The sequence below is a fragment of the Bacillus cereus genome, from assembly GCF_015071065.1.
Taxonomy (GTDB): Bacteria; Bacillota; Bacilli; order Bacillales; family Bacillaceae_G; genus Bacillus_A; species Bacillus_A cereus_BA.
The window spans coordinates 38,173-56,250 of the sequence record NZ_VOVA01000009.1 but is presented as its reverse complement, the minus strand read 5'-3'; the positions used below and the strand labels follow the sequence as shown (position 1 = coordinate 56,250).

Here is an 18,078-nt window from a genome sequence, read left to right as displayed (position 1 = left end):
TTAGACAAGTTCTTTCGATGCAACGAATTTACGATATGCACCATGATGAGTTGGGCCTACATATTCGTTAATTTTGAATGAGTAACGAATAGCTGCCGTGATAAATTCTTTAGCAATTTTTACTGCTTCTTTCACAGTTTTTCCTTTTGCAAGTTCTGCTGTAATTGCAGCAGAATATGTACAACCTGCACCGTGTGTATTTGTCGTATCAATCTTTTCTGATTCTAGAAGATCGAATGTTTCTCCGTCATATAATACATCAATAGCAGTTTCTGTTCCTAGTTTGCTACCACCTTTAATCAGTACGTATTTAGCACCTAAAGCGTGGATTTTCTTTGCAGCTTCTTTCATGTCCTCAAGAGAATTAATTTTCACACCGCTTAATTGATAAGCTTCAAATAAGTTTGGTGTTACAACTAATGCTTTTGGAACAAGAACGTCACGTAAGCAGTCATTTGTTTCAGGGTGTAACGCTTCATCCGCTCCTTTACATACCATAACAGGATCAACTACCACATTTTTGAAATTGTGCTTTTCAATTGTTTCCGCAACCATTTCGATAATTTCTACTGATCCAAGCATACCCGTTTTTAAAGCATCTACGCCAACGCCTTCAATTGTTGTTTCTAATTGTGGTTTTAATGTAGAAGCTGCGATTGGGAATACGTTATGTGCCCAGCCGTTATGTGGGTCCATTGTTACGATTGTCGTCAGTGATGTCATCCCATATACGCCAAGTTCTTGAAATGTTTTTAAATCTGCTTGTATACCAGCACCGCCACTTGTGTCAGAACCAGCGATTGTAAGTGCCTTATTTAATGTCATTATGAAAGCCCCCTCAAGTGATATAATAGTGAAAACTATGTTTTCACTATTATATCAATGTTACGAATAAGTACAAAGTGAAAAGTAGATGATTTATGTTAAGTACTATTTAAAATCTTGTATGTAGGAGACGAATTATGTTTCAAGAGAATCGTACAAATGAATTAGTTATATTAAAAGAGATTGCAGAAACGTTGAATACCTCAAATGATACATATCACGTACTTCAAGCTGTGCTGGAAAAGCTATTGAATGTAACTGGCTTAACGACAGGATGGATTTTCCTTGCGGATGAAAATGGTAGATATACAAAATTAATTGATTACCAATTACCAGAGGGATTGAAATTCGAAAATAAACGACCGATGTGTGAGGGGAATTGCTGGTGCTTACACCGCTTTGTGGAAGGAAAACTAGAGCGAGCAGTTAATATTATTGAATGTAAGAGAATTAATAATGCGATTGAATACAACTGGGGAGATACAGAAGGGATTGTACATCATGCGACAGTACCGCTAAAAGCGGGAGAAGATGAATTTGGCGTGTTAAATGTGGCTAGTCCAGGTAAAACGCATTTTTCTGAAGAAGAATTAGTACTATTACAATCAGTGGCCTTTCAAATTGGAACGGCATTAAAGCGTACAAAACTGTATGAAAATGAAAAGAGAAGAGCTCATTATTATGTAAAGTTAGAACGCTTTATTCAAGCTTTAAGGACAATTCATAAATTTAATGCATTACCTGAGGAGATTGTAAAGCAAATAGGGAGCTTATTTCTATGGGAGCAAGTTACATTCTTTATTAGAGAAGAAAATGAACTAGCTGTGAGAGCTTCTTATAAGAAGGGTGAACTACAAGATGATTTGAGGGCAGCAGCACAGGAATCGTTGGAAAAAGAAGAGTCTGTCTTGTTGAAGCGTCAGGTTGGTAATATAGAGCATCCCAATAGGGCAGTTATCGCTATTCCGATACATATCCAAAATCATATATTTGGAGTATTAAGTGTAAGTTCTAATAATGGAGAATTTGATATAAATACGATAGATGTAGTACAAGCGTTAGCAAATCATATTTCATTAATGATAGAGAACTTAAGATTAAATGAAAAACGCCGCGAACTCGTACGAATGGAAGAGCGTAATCGTTTAGCTAGAGATTTACATGATTCTGTTTCACAAAAGTTGTTTTCATTAACGTTTATGACGAAAGGCGCTGAAGCTGTCTTAAAGGGTCAAAATGAAAAGGTAGATCAGTCTTTGTATGAGATGCGTGAATTAGCACAGGGTGCTTTAAAAGAAATGAAGACATTAATTTGGCAACTCCGCCCAGCAGGACTAGAGAAGGGGTTATTGCCAGCTTTAAAGCAATATGGTGAAAGTTTAGGATTGAAAATTCGGGAACAAGTTACAGGTGTGCGTGATTTGCCACGTGTAGTAGAAGAGGCGCTATGGCGAATTGGACAAGAAGCTTTAAATAACGTAAGTAAGCATGCGAATGTAGGGGAAGCGACGATTTATTTTAAAGTGACGGAGAAAAATGTATCATTAGAAATAGTTGATCAAGGAAATGGGTTTGTAGAAAAGGATATAAAAGAGAAGAAATCACTCGGTATGACTACGATGCGTGAAAGAGTAGAATTAGTTGGTGGAACAATTAAAATTGTAAGTAGCAAGAAACGAACGAGTGTAAAAGTAAATGTACCATTATGATGTGAAAATGAGGGAAGTTTGTGAAAATAAAAGTATTGTTAGTTGATGATCATACAGTTGTTTTAAAAGGATTGGCATTTTTTTTAAGCACACGAGAAGACTTTGAATTAGTTGGTGAAGCAAACAATGGGAAAGACGCGTTGGTGAAAGTAGGCGAAACGAGCCCAGATGTCGTATTAATGGATTTATATATGCCTGAGATGGATGGAATTGAGGCAACAGCTTGTATTAAAAAAGAATATCCAAACGTGAAAGTAATTGTATTGACTAGTTTTTCTGATCAAGCTCATGTATTGCCAGCACTAAAAGCAGGGGCGAGTGGTTATATTTTAAAAGATATAGAACCAGATCAGCTTGTTGAAGCTATTCGAAGCGCGTATAAAGGTAATATTCAATTACATCCGGATATAGCAAATGCCCTTCTTTCTCAAACTTTACCGGAGGAAGAAAAAGAAGAAGAACCTTCCGTTCAAGTGGGTGTGTTAACAGCGAGAGAAAATGAAGTATTGCAGCTATTGGCGAAGGGGATGAGTAATAAAGAAATCGCTTCTGTTTTAGTTATTACAGAAAAAACAGTAAAAGCTCATATGAGTAGTATTTTGAGTAAGTTACATTTATCCGATCGCACACAAGCAGCATTATATGCAGTGAAAAACGGAATTGTATAAGACAAAAGTCGTAAGACCTAGTTCGCCTTTAGAAGGTGGACTTTTTTTATGGAAAAATACGTCTATGTGAGGACGAAATTGTCTTGATATAAAGATAGAATATGTTTGTAAGCAACAAAACAACAATTACAAGAGATACCCTTTTTGGGAGTATATAATAATATAAGAGTGAGTAGTAGGAGGAAAAAATAATGGCAACAGTTTTATTCGTAAAAGCGAACAACCGCCCGGCGGAACAAGCAGTAAGTGTGAAATTATATGAGGCATTTTTAGCAAGTTATAAAGAAGCACATCCAAATGATACAGTAGTGGAACTTGATTTGTATAAAGAAGAATTACCATATGTAGGCGTAGACATGATTAATGGTACATTCAAAGCAAGTAGAGGATTTGATTTAACAGAAGAAGAAGCAAAAGTAGTAGCAGTTGCTGATAAGTATTTAAATCAATTCCTAGAAGCTGATAAAGTAGTTTTCGGTTTCCCGTTATGGAACTTAACAATTCCAGCGGTACTGCACACATATATTGATTATTTAAACCGTGCTGGTAAAACGTTTAAATATACACCAGAAGGTCCAGTTGGACTTATTGGAGATAAGAAGATCGCGTTATTAAATGCACGTGGCGGCATATATTCTGAAGGACCAGCAGCTGAAGTAGAAATGGCTGTTAAATATGTAACAAGCATGATGGGCTTCTTCGGCGCAACAAACATGGAAACAGTAGTCATTGAAGGACATAACCAATTCCCAGATAAAGCAGAAGAGATTATTGCATCAGGTCTTGAAGAAGCAGTTAAAGTAGCAAGTAAATTTTAATTAAAAACATAATCGTCACTCAAAAAAAGCAGCATTAACATGTAAACGTTAATGCTGCTTTTTTTATATTTTAAGTTCATCAGCCAGTTTCTCTAATTGCATTCGATTTTGTATGTAATAGGTTCTTCCTTCTTTTTTTAAGTAGTTTTGCTGGCAAAATTGGTTTAGCACGTATAGGAGATGGCGATAACTGACGTTTAAATATTCGGAGGCCTCTGTATGTTTTTCGATATAACAATTATTTTGTTCAGTTAATAAAATAAACGCAGCTAATCGATTTTCGAACGGATAACTATAATTTTTAGCATAATTTTCCGTTCGCGTAATTGTTTTTTCTCCAATAAATTTGCATAATTGCTGCAAAAAAATTGCATCTTGTAATAGGAGATTACGACATTTATTAAGCGGAAGGGCTATACAAGTGCAATCTTCTATCGCCTCAATTCCCTTTGTTGCAGATTCCACACCAATTAATCCTAATTCTCCGATAAAAGAAGGCGCCTTAATAAAATTAATTAAGGATACTTTTCCATTTTTATGCGTCATACGTATTTTCGCTTTTCCAGAAATTAAGTAATAGAGATAAGGAATATCAGTCCCTTCACTACATATTATTTCTTTTTTTTGAAAAGAGTGTACTTCTGTATATGGTAAAACATCAAATGAAAAGAGTGTTTGGAAGTTATATGTTTGTATATAATGATGAATTTCTTCGCCATTTTTGTTAATTTTCATGTTTTCACCTCATATTTAGTATGAGATATCTCCTATTATTTTTACAAGAAAGAATGATACGATTTATTAAAAATAGTTTTTGTAGAAAAGAGAGTGTGAAGAGGATTATGAAAAGATATACAACATTATTATTTGATGTAGATGATACGCTATTAGATTTTCAAAAGGCTGAAAAAACAGCACTACATATGCTTTTTGAGAAGAAAAATATTCCTTTAACAGCTGAAATTGAATCTCATTATAAAAAAATAAATAAAGGGCTTTGGGATGCGTTTGAGGAAGGGAAAATAAATCGAGATGAAGTAGTAAATACAAGGTTTTCAACTTTATTTAAAGAGTATGGGCAAGAAGTTGATGGAATTCTATTTGAAGAAAATTATCGAAGTTATTTAGAAGAAGGCAATCAACTTATTCAGGGCGCTTTTGAATTTATACAAAATAATCAAAGTAAATATGATTTATATATCGTGACAAATGGTGTTTCAAAAACACAAGATAAACGTCTGCGTAACGCGGGATTACATCCGCTTTTTAAAGATATTTTTGTTTCTGAAGATACAGGATTTCAAAAGCCAATGAAAGAGTATTTTGATTACGTTTTTGAAAGAATTCCTAATTTTTCAGCTAAGAAAGGACTTATTATTGGGGATTCGTTAAATGCAGATATTAAGGGAGGACATTTAGCGGGATTAGATACTTGCTGGTTTAATCCTGAAAAGAAATTAAATAATAGCGGGGTTGTGCCGACTTATGAGGTGCGAAATTTTGATGAGTTGCATGATTGGTTAAAGTTGAGTTTATAAATATAAGTAAGCAGTGGGGCTAAAGAAGCCCTACTGCTTACTTATATTTCATTCCATATTTTCATTAAGATTTTTGTTTTCATTATGTTTAGGAAGCGGAAATGCATTACCAATTGCCGCCGCCCCGAGCATCGGTAATAATAAATTGAGCGGGAAAAACATGAGTAATAGTAATGTTATAGCTATTGGTTTTCTTAATGCATAGCTTGAAATGGCTGTCGTGACGATGGCTACAGAAGCTATTGGATCTATAGGGATAATAGAAGCTATAGCATATCCGATACTTGATCCAGCAAATATAATTGGGAAAATATGTCCGCCGCGCCAACCCGTATTTAAACAAACGGCAGTAATACATAATTTTAAAACCCCTGAAAGAAGTAGTACCCAGAAAGATAAATGGCTCCATTCAACGACTAAATCTTTTAATTGATGTTCCCCTGAAAATAACGTATACGGGAGAAAAGTTCCTGTAACTCCTAATAAAATACCGCCTATAATTCCAAGTGATACCTTGTATTCCCTGAAGGGGTGGATTAATTTCTCTAATGTGAATTCTAATTTGAAATAAAAGAAACCAACTATAGCACCAATGCTAGCAAGTGGTAGAAAGGCGATCCATTCATTAAGAGAAAGAGAGCCTTCCCCGAAATCAACAATAAAGGATCCACGATTATCAAATTTACTAAGCAATAAATAAACGGAAAAACCAGCAAAAGTGGTAGCTAAATATACAATTGCTTTTTTTCCTTTAGAAAATTCGTTAATTTGTTCACCCTCATTTTCATTCGGAGCCAAGTAACCGAATAATGGTGCATTAAAAATTACACTTAAAGTAGCACCAATTCCAACCTCTGTTAGTTCATTCATTCCCTTTAAAGCAAATTTAAAGCGATCTCCTACCCATGTACAAAGTCCACCGATAATTCCAACAAGTGCTGCTTCTGGACCTAAACTAGCTCCAAATATTAAAACGATAATCGCAGTTAAAGTAGCTTTATGTACAAAACTGTATTCAATTCTGCCTGTTTTTTTATATTCAGCCATCACTTCCGGCATAAGGCGTGGATATGTACCGAAGTATTTTTGTGTTAAACCAACGAGGATACCACCGATGATTGTTACACAAATGGTGTAATAAGGGGGAGAAGAGAAAAGAGTAGGTACGTATCCCCAAATAAAGTGAATTCCGATATTTATTGTAACTAAAAATAACCAGACTGTAGCTCCTACTATAGAGCCTAAAAGAAGGCCATATAGGACGAGTATATAGTGCATGTCCTTTTTATTTGTCATGTTGTACCTCCGTTATGTAAGTTTTAATGTAGAAAGGATTAAATATGCTAGTGTGAAATGAATTGAATATATATAGTATCTTTTTGAGGGGTTGGCTTATTCAATATATTGAGATCTCATGAAAATTTGAAACCAACGCGGTTAAACCACTTATTTAATTCTATATATTGATTGGAGTTTTTAAAAGGTCTTTTTCAAATGAATATGGAATATATTTCTTTTGTTGTTTAAATTGAATTTCTTACATTTAATTTAGAACATTCAGAAAAACTATTTGACATCATGAAATTATTGCTATAAAATCAACGGTAATTGCATAGTCTTATCAAGAAAAGGTGGAGGGACAGGCCCGATGAAACCTTGGCAACAGCCGTATAACGGAATTGTGCCAAATCCTGCAGGTAATAATCCTGAGAGATACGAAAGATCCTTTAGAGCGTGTTTTCAAACTGCTCCTTTCTTGTTTTCAGGAAAGGGGCAGTTTTTTATTTTGCATAAAGTGAAACTTTAATCAGTGGGGGTTTTGTCCCTCTCCCACTGATTATTAGCCTTCACCAATCGGGCAATTATCTCCCACCTGACTTCCTCGGATTCGCCAAATTTTGAGGTGGGAGTTTTACTACCCGCAAATAGCGGGATAAAAGAAAGGAGAATGAGAGATGGGAGAATCATGGGGGAAAGGAACGATTTGTGTGCAAGGTGGCTATACGCCAAAAAATGGTGAGCCGCGTGTTTTGCCACTTTATCAAAGTACAACGTATAAATACGATACGTCAGATGATTTAGCAGCACTATTTAATTTAGAGGCAGAAGGATATATATATACGCGTATTGGAAACCCTACTCTAGCTGCATTTGAGCAGAAGTTATCAGATTTAGAAGGCGGTGTAGGGGCTGTTGCAACAGCTTCTGGGCAGGCAGCTATTATGCTTGCGGTTTTAAATATTTGCAGTAGTGGAGACCATTTACTTTGTTCTTCAACTGTTTACGGAGGAACGTTTAATTTATTTGGAGTGAGTTTGCGTAAGCTTGGCATCGATGTTACGTTCTTTAATCCTAATTTAACGGCAGATGAAATTGCGGCACTTGCTAATGATAGGACAAAACTCGTTTATGCAGAATCGTTAGGAAATCCAGCAATGAACGTTTTGAATTTCAAAGAACTTTCAGCGGCAGCAAAAGAATTAGAAGTACCTTTTATCGTTGATAATACATTAGCGACGCCTTATTTATGCCAGGCGTTTGAACATGGGGCAAATATCATTGTCCATTCTACAACGAAATATATTGATGGCCATGCAAGTTCTCTAGGCGGCATTGTAATAGACGGAGGGAATTTCGATTGGACAAATGGAAAATACCCTGAGCTTGTCGAACCTGATCCGAGTTATCACGGCGTAAGCTATGTTCAAAATTTTGGAGCAGCAGCATATATTGTGAAAGCGCGTGTTCAGTTATTAAGAGACTACGGAAACTGTATGAGCCCATTCAATGCATATATTAGCAACATTGGCCTGGAAACATTGCATTTACGAATGGAGCGTCATAGTGAAAATGCTCTCGAAGTTGCTAAGTGGCTTGCTAATCATGATCGCATTGAATGGGTGAATTATCCAGGGCTAGATAGTAATGAAAATTACTCGTTAGCACAAAAGTATTTGAAAAAAGGTGCTAGTGGAGTTTTAACATTTGGTATTAAGGGCGGATTAGAAGCAGCAAAAGAATTCATCGCAAATGTAAAACTCGCAACGCTTGTAACGCATGTAGCTGATGCAAGAACTTGTGTAATACATCCAGCTAGTACGACGCACAGACAATTAAGCGCAGAAGATCAGCGTTTAGCTGGCGTTACATCTGATTTAATCCGTTTATCGGTCGGTATAGAAGATGTTTCTGATATTATTGCAGATTTAGAAGCGGCGCTAGTCGGAGGCAAACAACATGCCGATCATAATTGATAAAGATTTACCCGCTCGCAAAGTATTGCAGAAGGAAAATATTTTTGTAATGACGAAGGAGCGAGCAGTAACACAAGATATACGTGCTTTGAAAATTGCTATATTAAATTTAATGCCCACAAAGCAAGAAACTGAGGCGCAATTACTTCGTTTAATTGGAAATACACCGCTGCAATTAGATGTTCATTTACTTCATATGGAATCGCATCTGTCTCGCAATGTAGCGCAGGACCATTTAACGAGCTTCTATAAAACATTTCGTGATATTGAGAATGAAAAGTTTGATGGACTCATTATTACAGGAGCACCAGTTGAAACTCTTTCTTTTGAAGAGGTAGATTATTGGGAAGAGCTTGGACGTATTATGGAGTATTCAAAAACGAATGTAACATCGACGCTTCATATTTGCTGGGGGGCACAAGCAGGTTTGTATTATCACTATGGTGTGCCGAAGTATCCTCTTGCGGAAAAAATGTTTGGTGTATTTGAACATGAGGTTCGCGCGCAACATGTGAAATTGTTACAAGGGTTTGATGAATTATTTTTTGCCCCGCATTCCCGTCATACAGAAGTACGAGAGAGTGATATTAGAGGGGTGAAGGAATTAACATTATTAGCAAACTCTGAAGAAGCGGGTGTTCATCTTGTTATTGGGCAAGAAGGAAGGCAAGTTTTCGCACTCGGACATAGCGAATATAGTTGTGATACGTTAAAGCAAGAATATGAACGAGATCGCCAAAAAGGGTTAAATATTGATGTGCCAAAAAATTATTTTAAGCATAATAATCCAAATGAAAAACCACTTGTTAGGTGGAGGAGTCATGGGAATTTATTATTCTCTAATTGGTTGAATTATTACGTGTATCAAGAAACCCCTTATATATTGTAAAGAAAGATTGTGTAACACGTGGTAACGTTTTCTTTGTAAAAATTACCCTTTATTTTTCCGAATGTTCAAAATATATTGTTTTTCAGTTTTTTTACTCATATAATTTCATCTAAACACAATTTTTGAGGGGTGGACAGTATTATGAAAGAAATTCAAGTTGGTTTATTAGGTCTTGGGACAGTTGGTAGTGGTGTAGTTCGTATTATTACAGATCATCAAGAACGACTTATACACCAAGTAGGTTGTCCTGTGAAAGTAACGAAAGTATTGGTGCAAAACATTGAGAAAGAGAGAGGGATAGAGGTACCCTCTACTCTATTAACACAAGATGTGAATGAAATTTTAGATAATCCTAATATTGATGTTGTCATCGAAGTAATGGGCGGGATCGATGATGCAAAATCATATATTTTACAAGCTTTAAAAGGCGGGAAGCACGTTGTGACTGCAAATAAAGATTTAATGGCGTTACACGGAGCGGAACTTTTAGCGGTAGCAAAAGATAACAAGGCTGATTTATTTTACGAAGCAAGTGTAGCTGGAGGGATTCCAATTTTACGAAGCATCGTAGAAGGACTTTCTTCAGATCTTATTACGAAAGTAATGGGAATTGTAAATGGAACGACAAATTTTATTTTGACGAAAATGTCAGACGAAGGGAGAGCATATAACGACGTGTTAAAAGAAGCTCAGCAGCTTGGATTTGCAGAAGCAGATCCAACATCAGATGTAGAAGGTTTAGATGCGGCAAGAAAAATGACGATTTTGGCTACTCTCGGTTTCTCTACAAATGTAGAGCTTGGAGATGTGAAGGTAAAAGGAATTACTTCTATTACAGCAGAAGATATTGAATATAGTAAGAGCTTAGGCTATACAATTAAATTAATTGGTCTTGCAAAGCGCGATGGTGAAAAATTAGAGGTCACAGTTGAGCCAACTTTACTTCCAAATGCACACCCTCTTGCGGCAGTGCAAAATGAATATAATGCTGTCTATGTGTATGGTGAGGCGGTAGGGGAAACGATGTTTTATGGACCAGGTGCAGGAAGCTTACCGACAGCGACAGCTGTTGTTTCTGACCTAGTTGCTGTAATGCAAAATATTAGGCTAGGTGTAAACGGAAATAGTGCGGTATCCCCGCAGTATAAAAAGGTACTAAAAGAGCCAGATGAAATTGTTGTGAAAAAGTTTTTAAGACTTCATGTGAAAGACGAAATTGGTGTATTTGCAAAAATTACATCATTGTTCTCTGAGCGCGGTGTTAGTTTTGAAAAGATTATTCAAATGCCACTTGAAGAGAAAGGGAAGGCAGAAATTGTAATTGTGACGCATCGTGCTTCTCTTGCGGATTATGAGTACATTCTACATACATTGCAATCGTATGAAGAAATAGATTGTGTGAAAGCAAACTATCGAATTGAAGGAGATGCTAAGTAGTATCTCTTATCATAAAGTGAAACTTTAATCAGTGGGGGTTTTGTCCATCCCCCACTGATTATTAGCCTTCACCAATCGGGCATTTAGGGGCAGTTATCTCCCACCTAACTTCTTTGCATTCGCTGGATTTTGAGGTGGGAGTTTTACTGCCCACAAATAGCGGGATAAAACGAAAAACCCTATTAAGCGGCTTGCTTAATAGGTTTTTTTCTATTTAAAATCTGCGTACCAACTTGAATAAATGCTTGAATAATCCAACCTGTTGTAAAGGATAAGATAATTGTTCCAAAATAGATTGGTCCATCTAATAAGAAGCTTAATGTTAAAAATAAAAAAGCTAATGAAATTTCTGTTCTTCTAAATGTCCATTTCTTTTTCTCAGCAACAGTTAAAACGAAAGCCTCTTGAGGTGCCGCGCAAAGGTTTGTAGAGACGTAAAGACCGATCCCAGCCCCGACGAATAGATTGCCGCAAATAAGTGTTATATATTTTGGAAGAGAGCGGATAGCGTCCATAATGGTCGTAATAGAACCAACCCAATCAACAAAAAGAGAAATAAGAATCATTGTGACAATTGTGCCGATTGTAATTTGTTTTTTGTCCCAAAAGAGTACGATCAGGGTAAAAACAAAGTTAATCATGAAAATCCAAAAACCAATACTTATCCCGAAATTTTGATATAGTGCAATAAAGAAGGAATCATAAGGGCTAAGTCCAAAGGAAGTAATTGTCGTCATCATATTAATACCGAGGGCGAGAATGAGTAGACCGCCAATAAAAAATATATATTTTAATTTGAATCGAAGCATAGTTGTATATCCTTTCAAAATGTATTTGCTAGGAAAGAATATATTGTGGAAAGCTTACCAGGTCAAGGGAGAATTTTTGCGAGAAGGGGAAAATGAGATGACTAATATAAGAAAGATTGCTGAACTTGCTGGGGTATCGGTTTCAACTGTTTCACGTGTACTCAATAATCATCCGTACGTGAATGAACAGAAACGAAAAGAAATTTTAGCGATTATAGAAGAATTGAATTATACGCAAAATGTGAATGCGATTCATTTAGTGAAAGGAAAAACGAATGTAATTGGCGTATTATTACCGCACGTAAATGATCAATATTACAGTGCCATTATTGGGGGGATATCAAAGGAAACCGCAAAGAACAATTATAATATGATGCTTTGCCAGACAAATTATAGCGAAGAAAAAGAGCTTGAAATTTTACATATGTTAAAAATGAAAAAGCTTGATGGAGTAATTATATGTTCACGGACAAATAGTAAGGAAAAACTTGAAGAGTATACGAAGTTTGGTCCAATTGTGATGTGTGAGGAAATAGATTCGAATTTCATTTCGAGTGTACATATTGATTACTACAAGGTATTTTCACAAGGAATGAAAAGCTTAATGGATGCTGGTCATACACGTATCGGATATTGCATTGGAAGAAGTAACAGCATTAATAGTCAAAGAAGGAAACAAGCTTATGAAGATTCACTTCAACAGATTGCTGTAACACCGTTAGATGTCTGGAAGTTTAAAGGATGTTTTACGGTGGAAGATGGGCGCAATGTAGTCAGGGAATGGGCTCGTATGTCTGTAAAATCGACGGCATTTCTTGTATCTTGCAATCATATTGCTGCAGGAATGGTAACGGAGGCGAAAAAACAAGGAATTCGTATCCCAGAGGATATTACGATTATCGGATGTGATGATCAAGAGGTGGCAGATATATTAGGTATTACGACGATTTCGCATTCTAGTAAAAATGTTGGTGTAAAGGCATTTGAATTATTATATGAAAAGATTAATGATGAGGAAATAGAGGTGAAACATGTAGAGTTATTACCAAATTTGGTAGATAGGGAAACGACATAATAGAGAAGGTGCGAGAATCGCTTTTCGAAAATTCGTTTGGTATAATTATGGACAATCTATAGGGGCTAAAAGGGGTTTTGATATGAAATCAAAATTAGTAAAAGTAATTCTACTCATTACAATTGCGTCTTTCTGTTTATTTGCATACGGTTTTGTTTCGGGTGTGAATGATGTATTAAATCCGAAAGCTTCAAAATTAATTACGAAGACTGACGTAGTGGCAAAAGAGAAAAAGAAAACGGGAACGTTACAAATAGTTAGTTTAGGCGATTCGTTAACGCGCGGCGTTGGTGATAAAGAAGGAATTGGCTATATTGGACGAATGAAAGAAGATTTACAAAAAGATTATAAACAAAAAGTGGCACTAACCAATTTGGCAGTTAGTGGTGCGAAAATGCCCGATTTATTAAAACAAATTGAAAGCAGCGGAGCTCAATATTCAATTAAGCAAGCAGATGTAATTGTTTTAACAATTGGAGGAAATGATTTGTTCCCAGGATGGGAATCGCTCGGAAAGATAGATTTAGAGACGTATCGTCCTGATACGGGAACGTTTCAAAATGAAGCAAAGAAAATTATAGAAGAAATTCGTAAATTAAACACAGATAGTCCTATTTTTTGGCTAGGTTTATACAATCCTTTTGAGGATGTAGAAGATTTAAAAGGGTCTTCAAACATTGTTGTAGACTGGAATGCATCTTTAGAGAAGTTAGCATTAAATGATAAAAATGTGTATATTACACCGACATTTGATTTATTCCAAAACCGCGGTAAAGATTTATTATACTCCGATCATTTTCATCCGAATGAAGTAGGCTACACATATATGGCAGAGCGATTAGTCCAAAACGTCGTAAGTAAACTAAAACTAGAACAAGGAGGGATAAAATGACGATGATACTTTCCGTACGAGACGTGAAGAAGGTAATTGGAAAGAAGACACTTGTAGAAGACATTTCATTTGATGTAAAACAAGGAGAAGTGTTTGGCTTTTTAGGACCAAACGGAGCTGGGAAAACGACAACAATTCGAATGTTAGTCGGACTGATTAAAGCGACAGAAGGTACTATTTCTATTGGTGGTTATTCTATTAAGGAAAATTTCAGAGAAGCGATGCGTCAAATTGGAAGTATCGTTGAAAACCCAGAGCTTTATACATATTTAACGGGATGGGAAAACTTAAAGCAATTTGCGCGCATGCTTGGTGATATATCAGATGAACGTATTATTGAAATTGCAAAAATGGTTCATTTAGATGAGCGTATTCACGATAAGGTAAAAACATATTCCCTTGGTATGAAGCAGCGTCTCGGAATTGCACAGGCGCTTCTTGGAAACCCTAAATTGCTCATATTAGATGAACCGACGAATGGTTTAGATCCAGCTGGGATTAGGGAACTGCGAGAATTTATACATAAGCTTGTAAAAGAAGAAAATATGAGTGTATTTATTTCGAGTCACTTATTAAGCGAAGTGCAAATGATATGCGACCGTGTTGCTATTATTCATAAAGGGAAAATGATAACAGTTGCACCTATTGAAGAGTTGATCAAAACAGCGAGTGATCGTGTGGAATGGGTCGTTACACCAATTTCCAAAGCGAAAGACATGTTAGACGCTGCTGAAGGGATAGAGGAAGTTAGTATAGAAGATGAGCGTTTACTATGTCGTATGGATGTTGCGTCTATTAGTGTTTGGAATAAGCACTTTGTAGAAAACGGAATAGATGTACATAGCGTCAAAGAGCTTGTATTTACGCTAGAAGATTTATTTATTGAACTTACAAGGGGTGAGCAACATGCGTGAATTTGCGAATCTAGTTTTAAATGAATCAGAAAAGATTTATCGTAAGAAACGGATTGTTGTTGTCATGCTAATTTTAGCAATCTTGATTCCGCTTTTTGTGTATGCTCAGTATCGTGAAATAGAAACGACGCAGAAAAGGCTTGGTACGACCGATTGGAAAATATCATTACAGCAACAGATTGTTGATTCGCAGAACCGCTTGAACAATTCTAGATTGCCAGAAGAGTGGCGTGATTGGCTAAAAGTAAGGGTGGAACAGCAACAATATTATTTAGATCATAATATTAATCCGACTGCGCCAGGGGCACCAACATTTGTGAGGGCGTTTATTGAACAAGGAATAACGTTATTTATTCCATTGCTCGTTATGATTGTCGCCATTGATATCGTTTCAGGAGAGCGAAGCGATGGTACGATGAAAATGCTTCTGACGAGGCCGATTCGGCGCTGGAAAATACTCCTTAGTAAATATGTGACGATGCTATTTTTCATTTCGCTCATATTGCTTCTTGTCGGTGTGTTTGCTTACGGATTATCGGGGCTTGTATTTGGATACTCGGGATGGAACTTGCCTGTTTTAACAGGATTCGTCATTGATAAGGAGACATTAAATACGAACTTTGTACATCTTATTCCGCAGTGGCAATATATTTTAATGGCGTACGGATTAGCTTGGTTTGTTGCCATTGTTGTAGGAACTATATCGTTTATGGTTTCTGTTTTAATTCGAAATACACCAGCTGGTATGGGAGTTATGTTAGCTGCATTAATTGCTGGCGGTATTTTAAGTTCTTTTGCAACGTCTTGGGAAGGTGCGAAATACATTTTTAGTGTCAACTTATCGTTAACGGATTATTTATCAGGGAAATTGCCTGCATTACAAGGATTGTCGATGGGGTTTTCGTTAATAAATTTAACTGTTTGGGCAGTCGTTTCCCTTATCATTTCATTTGTAGTATTTACAAAGCAAGATATGGTGAATTAAGTGGATAGGAAGTGAAGGCATGGAAAACATTTTGCAGAATGATTGGGGACCATTACTGGGGCCAGAATTTGAGAAAGAATACTATCAAGCTTTAGCTGATTTTTTAAAAGAAGAGTATGAGGAGCATGTGATTTATCCAAAGAAAGAAGATATTTTTAGCGCTCTTCAGTATACAAGTTATGAAAATACAAAGGTCGTTATTTTAGGACAAGACCCATATCATGGACCGAATCAAGCACATGGTTTAAGCTTTTCTGTACAACCGGGTGTGAAAACACCACCATCATTGTTAAATATGTATAAAGAACTGCGAGATGAATATGGTTATGAAATTCCGAATAACGGCTATTTAATAAAGTGGACAGAGCAAGGGGTATTATTATTAAATACTGTATTAACAGTTCGTCAAGGTGAGGCGAATTCCCATAAAGGGAAAGGATGGGAGCATTTCACAGATCGCGTAATTGAGCTATTAAATGAACGTGAAAAACCAGTTATTTTCATATTATGGGGACGCCATGCGCAGGCGAAGAAAAAGTTAATTATGAATACGAATCACCATATTATTGAATCTGTACATCCAAGTCCACTATCAGCAAGACGTGGTTTCTTTGGCAGTAAGCCGTATTCTAAAGTAAATACGATTTTAGCTAATATGAGTGATAGAGAAATCGATTGGCAAATTCCGAATATATAAACGATAAAAAGGTAGCTAACAATTGTTAACTACCTTTTTACTATTACTGCTCATTTTTTAGTTTTGCATCTAGTACGAAAGTACCAAATGGGATAACTGATGCAGCAAGTGCGCCAAGTGCCCATAAAATTGATTTACGGTGTACGATTGTTACTTGAATTACCGCAAAGATAAATAGTATAAATAGAACTCCGTGAGCCATACCTGTAATTTTAACGGCTGTGGCAAATCCCGCGAAATATTTTAATGGCATTGCTACAAATAATAGTAATAGGAAAGAAATCCCCTCAACTAAGCCGATTGCTCTTAATCGTCCGATTGGTGTAGATAACATGAAGTAGCCTCCTTTAACGTATGCTTGTATATAGTAAATTTGTATTCTTTTTCAAAATAAAACAGTCTATTTTGTTTCATTATATACAAAAAGAAACTTTACACTACGAGAATAGTGCAAAGTTCAAAATATAGTCACAAAAGCAATGTGATTTAAATAAAAACCTATTTGAAGTATTTGACTTCAAATAGGTTTTATGAATGAAAATATTAAACAAGCGCTTCGCTTTTTAGTACAAATTTCTCTACAACTTTAGCAACGCCATCGTTCATATTTGTATCTGTTACATAGTTTGCAATTTCTTTAATATCATCTGGTGCATTGCCCATTGCAACACCAAGACCAGCGAATTCAATCATCGATTGGTCATTATAGCTATCACCCATTGCGATAACTTCTTCGCGTTTAATACCAAGTTTTTGAATTAATTGGTTTAAGCTCGTTCCTTTTGTAACACCATATTCAGTGAATTCTAAGAAGAATGGTTTAGAGCGCATAACGCTTAATTGGCCTTCTAGTTGTTTTTGTAGTTTCTTTTCTACTTCAACAAGGCGTTCAGCTTCTTTATTCATTAATACTTTTACTACAGGCTCTTTAACAGCAGCCTTGAAATTATCAACTTCAATAATTGGCATACCAGTAATTTCGCCCTCAATTTCAGTATACGGATTATTTTCTTCTGTTACGATATCATCGCCAATATAAGTATGAATCCATACATCTTCAGTTTTACTAATTTCAAATAGGTTGTGAACGATTTCAGGAGATAGTGTACTACTGAAAATCTCCTCATTTGTTTTACAGTTAATAATTTTTGCGCCGTTAAAGGATAGAATGAAACTGCCGTATTCTTCTAAACGAAGTTCTTTTGCAACATTGCGCATACCAAACGTTGGACGTCCAGAAGCAAGTACAACTTTAACTCCTTGCTCTTGTGCGGTCATTAAAGCCTCTTTCGTACGAGGTGAAATTGTATGGTCATCGCGTAATAAAGTATCATCTAAATCTAAAACAATCATTTTATAAGTCATATAGAAAATTCCTTTCTTTGTTGGAATAGAAATAAATTTTTATGAAGATATTGGGGAATATATAGTAAGACATCGAACCTCTTTACATGAAATTAGGAGAAGTTCTGCATTGTTAGTATAAATTATCATGAGCGTGTTGCCCATGATAATTTATCATTATCGTAACAACTCTAAAGGTAGAGTGCAATAATGGAAGTTTTCCA

18 protein-coding genes and 1 riboswitch are annotated in these 18,078 nt (G+C 36.0%); of the genes, 12 read left to right on the top strand and 6 right to left on the bottom strand.

Annotation, left to right across the window (positions count from 1 at the left end; all coding sequences use genetic code 11):
• Window positions 1–825 (bottom strand): pyridoxine/pyridoxal/pyridoxamine kinase, encoded by an 825-nt coding sequence (gene pdxK / locus FT637_RS20200; RefSeq protein WP_193647824.1) that lies wholly within the window; start codon window positions 823–825, stop codon window positions 1–3.
• Between the two features lie 137 nt (window positions 826–962).
• On the opposite strand from pdxK, the gene FT637_RS20195 reads away from it, so the two are divergent.
• The 3 genes from FT637_RS20195 (at window position 963) to FT637_RS20185 (ending at window position 4,020) form a co-directional block, all read left to right on the top strand.
• On the top strand, window positions 963–2,534 hold the full coding sequence (locus FT637_RS20195) for a GAF domain-containing sensor histidine kinase (protein ID WP_193647823.1): 1,572 nt from the start codon (window positions 963–965) through the stop codon (window positions 2,532–2,534).
• A 20-nt stretch (window positions 2,535–2,554) separates the two neighbouring features.
• The gene (locus FT637_RS20190) at window positions 2,555–3,202 is read left to right on the top strand and encodes a response regulator (RefSeq protein WP_193647822.1); all 648 of its coding nucleotides are present in this window, start codon (window positions 2,555–2,557) and stop codon (window positions 3,200–3,202) included.
• 191 nt (window positions 3,203–3,393) lie between these two features.
• Complete coding sequence (locus FT637_RS20185; protein WP_193647821.1) at window positions 3,394–4,020, top strand: FMN-dependent NADH-azoreductase; 627 nt, start codon at window positions 3,394–3,396, stop codon at window positions 4,018–4,020.
• Between the two features lie 63 nt (window positions 4,021–4,083).
• Here FT637_RS20185 and FT637_RS20180 read toward each other — a convergent pair whose 3' ends face one another.
• The gene (locus FT637_RS20180) at window positions 4,084–4,755 is read right to left on the bottom strand and encodes a transcriptional regulator YeiL (RefSeq protein ID WP_193647820.1); all 672 of its coding nucleotides are present in this window, start codon (window positions 4,753–4,755) and stop codon (window positions 4,084–4,086) included.
• 107 nt (window positions 4,756–4,862) lie between these two features.
• On the opposite strand from FT637_RS20180, the gene FT637_RS20175 reads away from it, so the two are divergent.
• Complete coding sequence (locus FT637_RS20175; protein WP_193647819.1) at window positions 4,863–5,558, top strand: YjjG family noncanonical pyrimidine nucleotidase; 696 nt, start codon at window positions 4,863–4,865, stop codon at window positions 5,556–5,558.
• A gap of 48 nt (window positions 5,559–5,606) precedes the next feature.
• Here the strand turns inward: FT637_RS20175 and FT637_RS20170 are convergent, their stop codons facing one another.
• Complete coding sequence (locus tag FT637_RS20170) at window positions 5,607–6,854, bottom strand: chloride channel protein (RefSeq protein ID WP_193647818.1); 1,248 nt, start codon at window positions 6,852–6,854, stop codon at window positions 5,607–5,609.
• A 319-nt stretch (window positions 6,855–7,173) separates the two neighbouring features.
• Window positions 7,174–7,278, top strand: a riboswitch (SAM riboswitch).
• A gap of 235 nt (window positions 7,279–7,513) precedes the next feature.
• On the opposite strand from FT637_RS20170, the gene FT637_RS20165 reads away from it, so the two are divergent.
• From FT637_RS20165 to FT637_RS20155, 3 genes are all read left to right on the top strand, one after another.
• Complete coding sequence (locus FT637_RS20165) at window positions 7,514–8,812, top strand: bifunctional O-acetylhomoserine aminocarboxypropyltransferase/cysteine synthase (RefSeq protein ID WP_193647817.1); 1,299 nt, start codon at window positions 7,514–7,516, stop codon at window positions 8,810–8,812.
• Entirely contained in the window at window positions 8,796–9,701 is a 906-nt protein-coding gene (metA, locus tag FT637_RS20160; RefSeq protein WP_193647816.1) for a homoserine O-acetyltransferase MetA, read from the top strand. Before FT637_RS20165 ends, metA begins: the two co-directional genes overlap by 17 nt.
• 141 nt (window positions 9,702–9,842) lie before the next feature.
• Window positions 9,843–11,138 (top strand): homoserine dehydrogenase, encoded by a 1,296-nt coding sequence (locus FT637_RS20155; RefSeq protein WP_193647815.1) that lies wholly within the window; start codon window positions 9,843–9,845, stop codon window positions 11,136–11,138.
• A 182-nt stretch (window positions 11,139–11,320) separates the two neighbouring features.
• Here FT637_RS20155 and FT637_RS20150 read toward each other — a convergent pair whose 3' ends face one another.
• Window positions 11,321–11,947 carry a YczE/YyaS/YitT family protein gene (locus FT637_RS20150; RefSeq protein ID WP_193647814.1) on the bottom strand — a complete coding sequence of 209 codons (627 nt, stop codon included), beginning with the start codon at window positions 11,945–11,947 and terminating at the stop codon, window positions 11,321–11,323.
• Between the two features lie 97 nt (window positions 11,948–12,044).
• Between FT637_RS20150 and FT637_RS20145 the strand changes: the two genes are divergently transcribed.
• From FT637_RS20145 to FT637_RS20125, 5 genes are all read left to right on the top strand, one after another.
• Complete coding sequence (locus tag FT637_RS20145; protein WP_193647813.1) at window positions 12,045–13,022, top strand: LacI family DNA-binding transcriptional regulator; 978 nt, start codon at window positions 12,045–12,047, stop codon at window positions 13,020–13,022.
• An 82-nt stretch (window positions 13,023–13,104) separates the two neighbouring features.
• The gene (locus FT637_RS20140) at window positions 13,105–13,914 is read left to right on the top strand and encodes an SGNH/GDSL hydrolase family protein (protein ID WP_193647812.1); all 810 of its coding nucleotides are present in this window, start codon (window positions 13,105–13,107) and stop codon (window positions 13,912–13,914) included.
• The gene (locus FT637_RS20135) at window positions 13,911–14,828 is read left to right on the top strand and encodes an ABC transporter ATP-binding protein (protein WP_193647811.1); all 918 of its coding nucleotides are present in this window, start codon (window positions 13,911–13,913) and stop codon (window positions 14,826–14,828) included. The genes FT637_RS20140 and FT637_RS20135 overlap by 4 nt, the downstream gene beginning before the upstream one ends.
• Window positions 14,821–15,813: an ABC transporter permease gene (locus tag FT637_RS20130; RefSeq protein WP_193647810.1), complete on the top strand. Its 993-nt coding sequence runs from the start codon at window positions 14,821–14,823 to the stop codon at window positions 15,811–15,813. Before FT637_RS20135 ends, FT637_RS20130 begins: the two co-directional genes overlap by 8 nt.
• A gap of 19 nt (window positions 15,814–15,832) precedes the next feature.
• The gene (locus tag FT637_RS20125; protein ID WP_193647809.1) at window positions 15,833–16,510 is read left to right on the top strand and encodes a uracil-DNA glycosylase; all 678 of its coding nucleotides are present in this window, start codon (window positions 15,833–15,835) and stop codon (window positions 16,508–16,510) included.
• Between the two features lie 43 nt (window positions 16,511–16,553).
• On the opposite strand, the gene FT637_RS20120 is transcribed toward FT637_RS20125, so the two are convergent.
• Window positions 16,554–16,844, bottom strand: a complete 291-nt coding sequence (locus FT637_RS20120) for a DUF3817 domain-containing protein (RefSeq protein ID WP_071770537.1) — start codon at window positions 16,842–16,844, stop codon at window positions 16,554–16,556.
• Window positions 16,845–17,053: 209 nt separating this feature from the next.
• Window positions 17,054–17,875 (bottom strand): Cof-type HAD-IIB family hydrolase, encoded by an 822-nt coding sequence (locus tag FT637_RS20115; protein ID WP_193647808.1) that lies wholly within the window; start codon window positions 17,873–17,875, stop codon window positions 17,054–17,056.
• Window positions 17,876–18,078 lie beyond the last annotated feature (203 nt).